This is a genomic window from Pseudolactococcus reticulitermitis (genome assembly GCF_002260845.1).
Lineage (GTDB): Bacteria > Bacillota > Bacilli > Lactobacillales > Streptococcaceae > Pseudolactococcus > Pseudolactococcus reticulitermitis.
The window spans coordinates 243,214-255,525 of record NZ_BEDT01000003.1; the positions used below are offsets into that span (position 1 = coordinate 243,214).

General features: G+C 41.9%; 12 protein-coding genes. 1 reads left to right on the forward strand and 11 read right to left on the reverse strand.

Going from position 1 to position 12,312, the window contains the following annotated elements:
* Positions 1 to 58: 58 nt before the first annotated feature.
* A complete protein-coding gene (locus tag RsY01_RS07160; protein WP_094784874.1) occupies positions 59 to 808 on the forward strand; it encodes a MurR/RpiR family transcriptional regulator in 750 nt (249 codons plus the stop codon).
* A 72-nt stretch (positions 809 to 880) separates the two neighbouring features.
* Here RsY01_RS07160 and RsY01_RS07165 read toward each other — a convergent pair whose 3' ends face one another.
* From RsY01_RS07165 to RsY01_RS07215, 11 genes are all read right to left on the reverse strand, one after another.
* A complete protein-coding gene (locus RsY01_RS07165) occupies positions 881 to 1,930 on the reverse strand; it encodes a D-alanine--D-alanine ligase (RefSeq protein ID WP_094784875.1) in 1,050 nt (349 codons plus the stop codon).
* 141 nt (positions 1,931 to 2,071) lie between these two features.
* Positions 2,072 to 2,671 (reverse strand): recombination mediator RecR, encoded by a 600-nt coding sequence (gene recR, locus RsY01_RS07170; protein WP_094784876.1) that lies wholly within the window; start codon positions 2,669 to 2,671, stop codon positions 2,072 to 2,074.
* A 23-nt stretch (positions 2,672 to 2,694) separates the two neighbouring features.
* On the reverse strand, positions 2,695 to 4,818 hold the full coding sequence (locus RsY01_RS07175; protein ID WP_094784877.1) for a penicillin-binding transpeptidase domain-containing protein: 2,124 nt from the start codon (positions 4,816 to 4,818) through the stop codon (positions 2,695 to 2,697).
* Positions 4,819 to 4,908: 90 nt separating this feature from the next.
* On the reverse strand, positions 4,909 to 5,670 hold the full coding sequence (locus RsY01_RS07180) for a sortase domain-containing protein (protein WP_094784878.1): 762 nt from the start codon (positions 5,668 to 5,670) through the stop codon (positions 4,909 to 4,911).
* A gap of 97 nt (positions 5,671 to 5,767) precedes the next feature.
* Positions 5,768 to 6,649 (reverse strand): hypothetical protein, encoded by an 882-nt coding sequence (locus tag RsY01_RS07185; RefSeq protein ID WP_094784879.1) that lies wholly within the window; start codon positions 6,647 to 6,649, stop codon positions 5,768 to 5,770.
* A 708-nt stretch (positions 6,650 to 7,357) separates the two neighbouring features.
* Positions 7,358 to 8,053, reverse strand: a complete 696-nt coding sequence (locus tag RsY01_RS07190; RefSeq protein WP_094784880.1) for a phosphoglycerate mutase — start codon at positions 8,051 to 8,053, stop codon at positions 7,358 to 7,360.
* A gap of 203 nt (positions 8,054 to 8,256) precedes the next feature.
* Positions 8,257 to 9,162: a LysR family transcriptional regulator gene (locus RsY01_RS07195; protein WP_094784881.1), complete on the reverse strand. Its 906-nt coding sequence runs from the start codon at positions 9,160 to 9,162 to the stop codon at positions 8,257 to 8,259.
* A gap of 166 nt (positions 9,163 to 9,328) precedes the next feature.
* Positions 9,329 to 9,610: a helix-turn-helix transcriptional regulator gene (locus tag RsY01_RS07200; protein WP_094784882.1), complete on the reverse strand. Its 282-nt coding sequence runs from the start codon at positions 9,608 to 9,610 to the stop codon at positions 9,329 to 9,331.
* Positions 9,611 to 10,014: 404 nt separating this feature from the next.
* Positions 10,015 to 10,455, reverse strand: a complete 441-nt coding sequence (gene msrB, locus RsY01_RS07205) for a peptide-methionine (R)-S-oxide reductase MsrB (RefSeq protein WP_094784883.1) — start codon at positions 10,453 to 10,455, stop codon at positions 10,015 to 10,017.
* A 52-nt stretch (positions 10,456 to 10,507) separates the two neighbouring features.
* Entirely contained in the window at positions 10,508 to 11,185 is a 678-nt protein-coding gene (locus RsY01_RS07210; protein WP_094784884.1) for a methionine ABC transporter permease, read from the reverse strand.
* The gene (locus tag RsY01_RS07215; RefSeq protein ID WP_167373243.1) at positions 11,182 to 12,225 is read right to left on the reverse strand and encodes a methionine ABC transporter ATP-binding protein; all 1,044 of its coding nucleotides are present in this window, start codon (positions 12,223 to 12,225) and stop codon (positions 11,182 to 11,184) included. The genes RsY01_RS07210 and RsY01_RS07215 overlap by 4 nt, the downstream gene beginning before the upstream one ends.
* Positions 12,226 to 12,312 lie beyond the last annotated feature (87 nt).

Below are 12,312 nucleotides of genomic sequence, written 5' to 3' on the forward strand. Positions count from 1 at the left end.
TGATACCATTTTCTGTGCTTATTTTTGTATAATGAAACTAAGGAAAAAGGACGACAATATGCAACCACTCAGCGAATCTGAAAGCTATCTTTGGCATTTTATCCAAACACATTTGGATGATATTTCAAATTATTCGATTATTCAATTAAGCGAAGAGGCGATGGTCTCTACAGCAACCATCATTCGAACCATGAAAAAGCAAGGTTATGATGGTTTTTCGTCATTCAAACATCATCTGAGAACGGATAGGCAGACCAATATTCAGTCACACGTTATTGAAAACATGGATGCCAAGATTAAACGTGCCATTTTGAAAAATGAACACGAAGTCGTCCAAACCATCAATATGATTGACTACCAAAAATTTGATGACGCCATTAACAGCATCCATCGTGCGAAAAAAATTATGATTTTTGCCAGAGGCTTAACTGAGTATACTGCTCACGAAGCTCAGATCAAGCTTCAGCTTTTAGGTAAATATACAGAAATTTATACCGACCCCAATATCATCACCATTATCAGCAAGCGGCTAGAAAAAAATCAAGTTGCGATTTTTCTCTCACTCAATGGTGAAACTGAAGAACTGGTCACGGCTGCCAAAAATGCGAAGAATGATGGCATTAAAACGATTTCCTTCACAACAAATAGTCACTCTCAACTTGCCAAATTATCTGATGTCACCATTTTAGGCTATAAATCTCAGATATCATCAATCAATGACTATGAAGTTCACTCTAGGTTGCCACTAGAAATATTGGTTAGGATTTTGATTGATGCCTATGTGATTACTTTTGTGTCGAAGGATTAAGACAAAACAAAAAAGACTAGGCAATCTCAGGTGAGCCTAGTCTTTTTTGTTTTGTTAGTCTTAACACGATACTTAATCCGCTAGCTTACTCTCCCGAATGGCAAAGGCTTCAAGTCCTAAGTCGACCAATTTTTCAATCAAGTCTGCATAAGTCAGCCCCATGTTTTCCCACAAGAGAGGATACATGGAGAACTGCGTGAAACCAGGAATAGCGTTGATTTCATTCAGATAAATCTGATGATCCGCCGTCATGAAAAAGTCGCAACGTGACAAGCCAGTGCCCGCAACCGCACGATAGGCAAGCTCTGCATATTTGCGCATGGCTACTGCCGTCTCATCCGGAATACTGGCAGGAATCGCCATGGTAATCTGGTTGTCGATATATTTGGCATTGTAATCATAAAACGCCACATCTTTAACGACTTCGCCGGGCAAGGTCGTCATCACATCAGCATTGCCCAGCACCCCGACTTCAATTTCACGCGCTTCAACACCTTGCTCGATGAGAATGCGACTATCGAATTTTAGGGCTTCTTCTATGGCAGGACGTAAGTCAGATTCAGACGTAACTTTGGAGATGCCGACAGACGACCCCATATTAGCTGGTTTGACGAAAACAGGATAAGTCAAAGTCGCTGTCACTTCCGCAATTTTGGCGTCAAGCTCAGCCACATCCGTCAAGGCAACATAAGGCACTTGAGGGACACCGACCGACTCAAAAACGTGTTTCGCCATGATTTTATCCATGGTCACGCTGGCTGACGTGATATTTGGCCCCACATAGGGCATCTTGAGCACCTCAAGAAAGCCTTGAATTGAGCCATCTTCCCCCATTGGGCCATGGAGGACTGGAAAAACAACCGCATCTTTTTCATAAATGCTAGCTGGTGACACGACATCTGCCGTTTTGACCGTCTCGTTCGTCATCAACTTCGTTCCCTGAGCTGGTGTCTCAGTCAAAACCTGCGTCTTGACAACTTCACCTGACTGCGTGATAAAAAACGTCTTGACCACAAACTTGTCGTAGTTGACCGCAAACATCACACTCTCCGCAGAAAGTACCGACACCTCACGCTCAGCACTCCGACCGCCATATAATAAAATCAAACTTTGTTTCGCCATCTTGTCTCCTTGAAATAATCTAATCAAACTTATTATATCACAAAAGCGGCAGTGCGATTTGATAAAAAATTTTGATCGCGATGACGCAAAAAACGCCTCCCAGACACCTGTCCCAGAGAACGTTTTATTTTTACTAGCTTGTCAAATCTCCTGCCGATTCTCAACCGCCTTACTGAGCGTGACTTCATCAGCGTACTCAATATCACTGCCAACAGCGAGACCACGTGCCAGACGCGTCACCTTAATCCCAGCTGGTTTAATAATGCGCGCCAAATACATGGCAGTCGCCTCGCCATCACTCGTCGCATTGGTTGCGATAATCACCTCCGCGACCTGACTATCCATCAGCCGCGTGATTAAGGTTTTAACATTGATATCATCCGGGCTGACACCATTCATCGGGCTAATGGTGCCATGCAGGACATGGTAGAGACCGCTATATTCTCGGATTTTCTCCATGGCAAGGACATCCTTTGATTCCTCAACCACAAAAATCGTCGTTCGATCCCGCGATTCGTCACTGCAGATATTACAGGGATCCGCATCCGTCAGATTACCGCAGACACTGCAGAAATGTAAATCTCGCTTGGCTGACAAAAGATTAGCCGCAAACTGATTGACATCGTCATCCGACATGCCAATCGTATAGAAAGCCAGACGTGTCGCCGTTTTTTGACCAATACCGGGCAACTTGGCGTAAGACTCGATCAGCTTGGCAATTGGTTCTGGATAATAAGCCATATTTGAGCCTTTCTGATTAACAGTTATTTAAAACCGTACATTGAATGATAGAGATTGACAATATCTCGTGTGATATTTTGATTGACATGTGTCGTTTCAGCATTATTGCCCTCTACCTTGATAATCGTATCCGGCACCATCACACTAATCGCAATCTGTGGATTGGCCGATGGGGCATAAGCGACAACGTTGTTGACTGAGGTATAAACCAGATTACCATTCCTATCATTAACGTAAGTTTCTGATGTCCCTGTCTTGGCAGTGATGTCAACACTCGCATTGGTCATGGTATCTTTCCCCGTCGCCATGCTGCCACCATGGGTCACTTGGTACATCCCTTGCTGAAGCAAGCTCATATTCTCCAGCGAAATGTCGACCGTGTTAAGCGTCTTGGGCTCAATCTTTTTGGCGAGCCCACCTAACGAGCCATCCGTATTAGTATCATAAATGCCCTCTACCAGATGGGGGGCAACACGTTTGCCGTCATTAGCAATGGTTGCTGCATACTGGGCTAACTGCAACGGTGTATAGTTATCATACTGACCGAAACTCTCATCCAAGTAATTGGCTGCCGTTTCATCTACACCATAATAACCAGTCGATTCCCCCGGAATATCAAGACCAGTCGAAACGCCTAAGCCATATTCGCCATAGGTTTTACGGAATTTTTGAAATGATGCGCCTAATTTGGAGGTATAGATAATCATATTAGGATGGTAGGGCTGACCTAGAATATCTAGCGCAGTCTGAATCATATAAGTATTAGAGGAATATTCCAAAGCCTGAACAGCTGAAATCGGGGTCGACATCCCATTGGTAAACCAAGACTGCTTGACTTGCGACCCCTGAATTTGAATCGGTTGGTCATTGAGCACCTGATTACCTGATAAAACACCATTTTGCCAGCCAGCAGTAATCGTCCCCATTTTGACCACGGATCCTGGAACAAAGTTATTTTGAATCGTTCCTAGCGTATCATCCGTGATTGCCCCGGTTTTAATATCATGCGCAATGCCACCCATGGCATAGATAGCGCCTGTTGAGGGATTCATGACGACAGCATAGGCACCCTTAGAATACGGCGTGTAGCCCTCTTGAGCCGCTTGCGCAAAGTTATTTCTCAAAATATCTTGCACACCTTTTTGAAATTTGGAGTCAATGGTCAGCTTGAGGTTCTTACCTTTTTCGCCTTGTTTGACGACTTTTTCACCTGTCACTTTACCATTTTTATCGACGATAACTTGCTTCACAGCATTGGTCCCATGAAGTTCATCTTCATAACCTTTTTCCAAGTATGAAGTGCCGACACGATCATTGCGTGAATAACCTTTTTTCAGGTACTCGTCAAGATACTTTTCAGGAATACCAGCTTTCTCACTGGTCACTGTCCCTAAAATGCTGGTCAATGGTGAATCTGCGTACTCGCGCTCCCAAGTCGTGCCAACCGTAATCCCTTTAAATGATCGCTCATTTTCAGCAATCGTCGCCTGCTGCTCCGCCGTGAACGTGCCTGAGGCAATGATTGTCGTCGCAAAATTAGACGTGGCATTCATCCGTTTATAGAGTTTGACTGCTAATTCTGTATCCGCATCATAGGCAACTTCTTCATCGGTCACTTTTTTGACGTATTTGGCATAGAGATCGCCCTCAGACAACTTCTCACCCGTTTTCGAATCAATGCGATCTTTTGATGATAGGCGGTCTTGAACCTTGGCTAAATTTTCAGGGTCAGCTAAGAAGAAATCCCGTTTATCACGCGCCGTCAATGTATCCGTCTTGACAGAGTCAGGAATGACACTAACCAGCTTAATCGCTACTTGTCGCATTTCTTCAGCCGTCATCGTATTGCTACGCGTGAAATTAATGGTCTGAACCGCTTGATTGGACACCAGCGGGCTGCCTTGGGCATCATAAATTTGCCCCCGAGCAGTGCCTTCAGTAACCGTTGACAAAGAGCCAGATGTCTCAAGTTTCTTATCATAAAAACTTTTATTGGCAATCTGCATCTGATAAAGTCTACCGACCAAAATCAAGAATAAAGCAAAAATAACGAAAAAGAGGACATTAACACGTTTCAAGATCGCTTTTGATGGATTATCTAAGGCTTTAGAGGATTTATTTTTTTGAGGACTATTTTTTGATTTCATTACCTTCCATTATACGATACTTTTGCCTAAAAAAAAACTGCCAACCTCGTTAAAAGTTAGCAATTTAAGTTAAAGTTCAGGGGCTCAAGTCTAAAGCGACTGTTTAGCCACAAAATTCGCCTGAATCACCAGCCGTTTCTCACCCACGACATCTGAACAGGTATAGAGGGTCAGCTCTGCTTGCCCAGACTTATCCCCCATCGCCTGATAGGTCGCAAGAAAATTTCCCTGACCGTCATCCATCAAAATGTTGCTAATCTTAAAGCGATAACGCATCTGATCTGAATATTGGTCAATCATGATCTCATCACCCATTTTTAACTTCAATTTATCAGGCTCAATTGACCGTGTCAAATCAAAGCTATCATCGTCATAAACTAAAAGCGGACTAAAATAATCCGTTGCCGATAAGTGGTTGCTGTGGGCAGATAAGACATAATTATTAAGACCTAAAATTTGATTTTTCTTATTGGTACAAGCATAAATCGCCTTATCAAAACCAGTGCCGTCTTCTTTGCCTCGACCTTTGACAATCGGTAAAGTCATGCCAACTTTATCGACAATCACCTGACCAATCCTATCCAGACTTTCATCAAAATCAAGGTCTTCTTCTTGCATTGGAATGCGCTGATTTTTGACGATATCCGATATTTTTGAACTTGTTTGACGCTCATGCGTCACAGAAGCGTCAGACCTTACCGTTTTAAGTGACGGATTTGTTTTTTGAGTCGTATCATTTTTAACCAGAAAAATGATGGTTGAGACCATTACCAGACTTGCAAGCACCAAAACTAGCGTACTCACGCGATTTTTAGCATTTTTATTTTTTCGGACTAATTGTCTTTCTGTCACATCGATTTCCCACTTTAAATTTTATCTCTATAATGCTATTATATAATAAAAAACCAAGCAACAGCCAAACTGTTACTTCGTTTTTAACACGTCATGTTTAATCTGCTTTGCGAATTTTATAAGCGACAGATCCTAACATGGTTACCGCACTGACTGCCAAAAGTGCAAAAGGTGCCAATGTTGACGCTTTTTCAGTTTTTACCAAATTAGTTTTAGCTACCGCACCTTTAGGCGCTGATGTCGTTGGCAAATTGTTGGCGACTGTTGCCGTAGGTTGTGTCGTTGCACCCGCTACTAACAAGTCAATGCTTTGATTGATTAATGCTGCATCGTGGTCAAGCGCTGCTTGAATTTCAGCGGCAGTTGTACCAGTCAGTCTTAGCAAGTAAACCAATTCGTCTGGTGTCAAACTTTCCAAATCAGCGATTTCTGCTGCATAGCTATTGACATCAAATGGTGCACCATCTCTATCAACTAAACTAGCTTTGAAGGCTGTCCATGACTCAGGCGTATAATCAGCTTGGTTCAAGGCTTTATAGCGCGCAATCGCTGCTTTGATAGCTGTGAAGTTAAGGCTTACAACTTCAGATTTTTTAACCAAAACAGTATCAATCGCTTCATCCAACTCCTTGGCAAATTGATTTAAATTACTTTGTACGTCTGAAATGCTTCTGCCGTTTTCTTTAATTTCTGAATCTGTTTGCGTTTTCATTTGTGCGACAGCCGTTTCAATTTGTTTAACTGTTGCATCCTCTTGTTTCAAAGTCTGCCATGAAGTCGCTGTATAATCAGCTTCATTCAGAGCATTATACTTAGCAAGCGCCGCATTCACTTGACTAAAATCAAGCGAATTTGACGATGCAGCTTGTGCCACGAGTGTCCCAGAAAAATCTGTCGGTGCAGCCACTGCTACTGCCCCAGTTAATGCAGTTGCAATTGTAACCGCTGCCAATACTTTTTTACATTTTGAAAATTCCATAACTTCCTCTTTTTCCCTTAAATTATTCCGATGCCAAACTTTGTCTGACACAACCACCATATGATGTCCTAGGCTTACGAATCATCATACAAGTTGTGACTGCAACAAAAGACACCTCTCACCTTGACATGTGTTTGATGATCACACATACTTGCCCCTTTCTTTTTCAAAACTTAATCTATCAAGCCCCTCAACCTTAGATTACACGTTAAATTTCTCATGCTCACGCATAAGAGATTACATGAATTATTTTAACAAAAAATTGCTCAAATTAAAAGGTTAAATCAAAAATTAAAGCATTTTTTTATTTTTAAAATCCCATAATTTCCTATTTTTTATCTTTTTACAATGTCCGAAATTAAGGTTAAATAAAAATTTTAATCTTCAAGCCATGGCACATGATAGAAATCAACGTGGCGATATAGCGCAGCATCACTCCGTGCTGTACTATGTAATTCTCCCTAACCTACCCCTTTCTCTCACATTTTGATTGTCACACTAGTAACACCTTTGAAAGACTTAAAAGGTTACAGCTTTTTAAAATTAACTTCATTATATCACAGCTTAAATTTTACGTCGCCTCTTTTTTTACCTCCATTAAGAAAAAAAAAACGGTATTTTGAAAATTTTTAAGTCTGTTCTAAGATAGCGTTCTTAAACGCCTTGAACACTCAAAAACCATCGCCCGTAAGCAATGGTTTTTATCTATTATTTGTCTTCTAAGTAATATTGCGCAGTTTTGTTCAAGTTATCGTCAAATTCGAATACCAATGGTGGGAAGTTTGGAATTTCGAATTTCAAGATTTCGTCAGCGCTCATTTTGTTGATGTGTTTGACGAGGGCACGAATTGAGTTACCGTGTGCACCAACGAAAACGTTTTTGCCATCTTTAAGTGCTGGTGCGATTTGGTCTTCCCAGAAAGGCAACGCACGTTCAAGTGTCAACTCAAGGTTTTCAGCATCTGGGACGATTGAATCTTCAAGGTGTGCATAACGACGGTCACCATGTGACGTGAATTCAGCATCGTGAGCCATTGGATCTGGGCTGACGTTGTATGACCGACGCCAGATGAGGACTTGATCATCACCATATTGAACAGCTGCGTCAGCTTTGTTAAGACCCGTCAAAGCACCATAATGACGCTCGTTCAAACGCCAAGATTTTTCAACTGGCACCCAAAGTTGGTCAGAATATTCAAGGACATAGTTAGTTGTTTTGATCGCACGTTTAAGAACTGACGTGAAAGCGATATCGAATTCGATACCCGCTTTTTTGATTAACTCACCAGCTTTTTTGGCTTCTGCAACACCTTGCTCAGCAAGATCGACGTCAGCCCAACCCGTAAAGAGGTTCTTTTCGTTCCATTCAGACAAGCCGTGGCGTGCGAATACTAATTTTACCATGTTTTTAATTTCTCCTGTAAGATATTGCGTTTTGATTGACTTGCCAAATTGTGCTAGATGACGCTTAACCGTCACATGACCAAGCAGCTAGAGTAGATCAAAACGCAAATGATTTTAAAACAATACCCTATTATTTTACACTATTTTTGTGTGATTTTCCACTATTTTTAAACTGTATTTTCATGATTTTTTCAAGACTTGTCTCAAAATTTATTCTGCTCAAAATAATTTTCCAGACTGCGTTTATAAGATTTGGCAACTTCTGATAAGACCTGACCTTTTTTCTTGATAAAAATCAGCGTGTTAGCATTGCCATCCTCTAATGGAATCACTCGGATACCATGGACACTTTCCTTATCAATAAAGCCAGACCCTGTAGCATAGGCATCTGTCCGTTCCAAGATCCCATTAAGCGACGCGCGGTCAGTCACATTATAAATCTTGGTATTTTCAAAAGTTTCAACCAAATCTTCCGAGTAATAGAGAAACTGTTCATTTTCTTGCGTAAATCGTGCCCGGCTTAAATGTCTCAGGTCTTCATTGGTCACAAAATCTTTGTCCGCCAAAGGATGCGATTGACGCAAATAGATATGCGTTTTAAAGGTCATCAACTCTTCAAAGTCAAGGTCCAATTTTTCCAACATCCGCGTGATGCCTAGACGGTTGTGGTTATTTAAGTAAGCAATGCCAACATCAGACAGACCGTCAGACACCTCACTCAAAATGTTATAGGTTGTCGATTCAAAGAGTCGAATATTTTTAATTTCAGGATTTTTTTCAGAAAACTCGACAGAGACCGGTGCCAAAAAATCATAATGCTGACTGGCGACAGAAAAGCTATGTGGCATGGCAGTTGGCGCTAAATACTTAGCTTCAAAGGTATCGAAATCACGCAAAACGCTCTGAGCCTGTTCATAGAAACGCTCTCCAGAAATCGTCAGATTGACCCCTGTATTCAGGCGCTCAAAAATCTTGAACCCTAATTCCGTTTCAAGGTCTTTCACTGCGATGGACATTGACGGCTGGCTGACATAGAGCTGCTCACTGGCCTCTCGAAATGTCCCTGTATTAGCGATGGCGACGACATATCTTAATTGCTTAATATTCATATTTACTCCAATAAAAAGTGTATAACTCATATTATACACTTTTTTTACTTATTTATCAGTTAAATCTGCTGTTTGACAGATACTACCTCTCAGGTGCATCTGACGCTAACTCCGCGTAAGCACAAATATCAGTTTCCTTCATCTGAAAACTCCTCTTTACTCAGCTTTATGAAACAGATGGCTTTTGTTTTTGATTTTTCCACAGCTCACAGCTGTATTTTTCACACCATAGCTCGAAATCGGCTTCATCAGACTTAGTTTTCTTGATGAAAATCTCATCCACTTCAACGTTTAAGGCTTTGGCAATTTTGAAAGCCAAATCTAATGACGGGTCATACTTATTATTTTCGACTGCATTGATCGACTGTCGAGTAGAATGCGTCAAACGTGCCAAGTCTTCCTGAGAAAATTTCATCGCCTTGCGCAATTTTTTGATATTATTCTCCATGGAACCTCCTTAATCTAGTTTATAAACCGCAACACCAGTCAACGCCTAAGCGATTGTTCAGCGACTAAGATTTTTTTCAAAAATCAAGTCTACTGTACATGGCGTGGCACCTAATGCGCTAAAGCGCTAAGTGACAATGGCAAATCGCCAAGGCACGTTGCCTCTAGCTTTTCCGTAAGCCACTAAAGTGGCAACGCCAATGCCATAGTGAAAAAGATAAATCACAGAACCGGCGTAAACGCCGAACCATGTGATTACCTATTTTCATACAGAGTTAAGCACGGTTTAACACCTTTTGTCTCTTAATTCTTAATTTCAGATGTCTTGTCAAAAGACCTTTAGATATTTTAATTGTAGTATAAATTCACAGTTTTGACAAGGCATACAGTTCCATAGCTACTCATTTAATCAAATAAAGCCAGATAGTCCGAGTAGCCCGCTTGAACCAAATCAGCTTTCGGAATGAAACGTAGCGCAGCTGAATTAATACAATACCGTAAACCACCTGTTTCTTTAGGGCCATCTTCAAAAACGTGCCCCAGATGGGAATCCGCATCAGCCGACCGAACTTCTGTTCTGTCTCTGCCAATAATAGAGCGGTCTAGCTTTTCAATGATTTCTAAATCATCAATGGGTTTGCTAAAAGCCGGCCAGCCACATCCTGCATCAAATTTATCCGTTGATGAAAACAGAGGTTTCCCCGACACAACATCAACAAAGATACCCTCTTGCCACCAATCATCATATTGGCCAGTAAATGGTCGCTCAGTTGCTGACTCTTGCGTGACAGCATATGCTTCTGGCGTCAGACGTTTCTTGAGTTCTTTTTGATCGTATTTGGTCATCTGGTTATCCCTCTCCTGTATCTCTAGATCTTCAACTTGACAGCATTTAAAATTAACGCCCTTTAGACGCTGCTTTGACAGCTAAATTACCAAGCACTTGACTAATGAAAACAATCACCAACACAAAGACAAGGGATAAGAACGTCACATCACCACGCCCACGTTGGTAACCTTGTTGCAAGGCCATGGAGCCTAGACCCCCGCCCCCAACTGTACCAGCCATTGCCGTCAAACCAATCAGATTAATCATCGTAAAACTTGACGCTCGAATAATCGACACTAAACCTTCTTTTAAGTAAACACGGTAAATAATCCCGAAATTTCCCACACCCATGGCGCGCGCTGCCTCAACAACACCTGGATCCACTTCAAGCAAGGCATTTTGAATCTGACGGGCAAAAAAGGGAATCGTACCTAAAACTAAAGGAACTGTAACGGCTGCCGTGCCAACAGACGTCCCAACAATAAACCGTGTCACAGGCATAATCACTGCCAGTAAAATGATGAAAGGAATCGACCGCCCAATGTTCACAAGCTTATCAAGAATCATGTAGATGAAACGCTGCGGTGTCAGACCATCTTCATCTGTCATCAGCAAAATCACACCCAAAATCAAGCCAAGAATACCCGCAATAATTCCCGTGACAAAGGTCATCTCTAACGTTTCAAGCGTCGCTTGCCAAAAATCTGGCCACAAATCAGCTGCATTTGGAAAAAATTGATTAATCATTTTGGCACCTCTGTTTCTTTTACTTCCCTGCGCTTGATTTCAGAAATCCGCACTTGACGTTCTACTAAATAAGTCGCAATCGCTTCTAGATCAGGCTGACTACCATTTTCTCCCTCAAGCGTGACAATCATCGTGCCAATCGGCACATTTTGTAGAAACTCGATATTGCCATAGAGAATATCCGCCGTCACAGCAAACCGCTTGTAAAGCTCGATAATCACTGGCTCAGTCGCATTTGAAAATTTGAGTTCATAAACTGGTTTATCTGTATGTGCTAACAATTTCTTCTCAGCCTGCTCGACATGCGTCGCCGTTCTGATGAAATCACGCGTCAAATCCGCTTGAGGCGCATTGAAAATATCAATCACATCGCCACGCTCAATGACCCGACCATTTTCCATGACCGCCACCTTATTACAAATTTCCTTGACCACCTGCATCTCATGGGTAATGATAACAATGGTGATGCCAAGTTTTTCGTTGACCTCTTGGAGCAACTCCAGGATTGACAAGGTTGTCTTTGGATCGAGAGCAGACGTCGCTTCGTCACAAAGTAAAATTTTAGGGTCATTGGCAAGCGCTCTAGCAATCGCCACACGCTGCTTTTGACCACCCGATAATTGGCTTGGATAGGCATCTTTTTTGTCTAAAATGCCGACAAGTGCCAATAAATGTGCCACTTTAGCTTCAATTTCAGATTTACTCAAGCCTGACCCTTTTAAAGGGAAAGCAACGTTATCCGAAATCGTCCGTGATGCCATCAGATTGAAATGCTGAAAAATCATCCCAATTTTTTTACGTTCTTCACGCAAGTCACGTTTAGACAAGGTCACTAAATCTTTGCCCTCGATGCTGACTTGACCTTGTGTTGGTTTTTGGAGGAGGTTAATCACTCGAACAAGCGTTGATTTTCCTGCACCCGAATAGCCGACAATCCCGTAAATATCCCCTTTGTCAACTTTCAGTGACACATTATCCACCGCCACAACGTCGCGATCTTTCTGTGTAAATTTTACACTAATCTCTTTTAAATTTATCATATCCATTATTTTACCATTTTCTGAGCCAATCTGTCGCCCTTTTTTACAAGCCTACCGTCATTCGCTCCCCAAGCAAAAAGCCTGAGT

Coding starts and splice junctions, on each gene's coding strand:
- RsY01_RS07160 (WP_094784874.1), top strand. CDS start 59: ATGCAACCACTCAGCGAATCTGAAAGCTATCTTTGGCATTTTATCCAA.
- RsY01_RS07165 (WP_094784875.1), bottom strand. CDS start 1,930: ATGGCGAAACAAAGTTTGATTTTATTATATGGCGGTCGGAGTGCTGAG.
- recR (WP_094784876.1), bottom strand. CDS start 2,671: ATGGCTTATTATCCAGAACCAATTGCCAAGCTGATCGAGTCTTACGCC.
- RsY01_RS07175 (WP_094784877.1), bottom strand. CDS start 4,818: ATGAAATCAAAAAATAGTCCTCAAAAAAATAAATCCTCTAAAGCCTTA.
- RsY01_RS07185 (WP_094784879.1), bottom strand. CDS start 6,649: ATGGAATTTTCAAAATGTAAAAAAGTATTGGCAGCGGTTACAATTGCA.
- RsY01_RS07190 (WP_094784880.1), bottom strand. CDS start 8,053: ATGGTAAAATTAGTATTCGCACGCCACGGCTTGTCTGAATGGAACGAA.
- RsY01_RS07195 (WP_094784881.1), bottom strand. CDS start 9,162: ATGAATATTAAGCAATTAAGATATGTCGTCGCCATCGCTAATACAGGG.
- RsY01_RS07200 (WP_094784882.1), bottom strand. CDS start 9,610: ATGGAGAATAATATCAAAAAATTGCGCAAGGCGATGAAATTTTCTCAG.
- msrB (WP_094784883.1), bottom strand. CDS start 10,455: ATGACCAAATACGATCAAAAAGAACTCAAGAAACGTCTGACGCCAGAA.
- RsY01_RS07210 (WP_094784884.1), bottom strand. CDS start 11,185: ATGATTAATCAATTTTTTCCAAATGCAGCTGATTTGTGGCCAGATTTT.
- RsY01_RS07215 (WP_167373243.1), bottom strand. CDS start 12,225: ATGATAAATTTAAAAGAGATTAGTGTAAAATTTACACAGAAAGATCGC.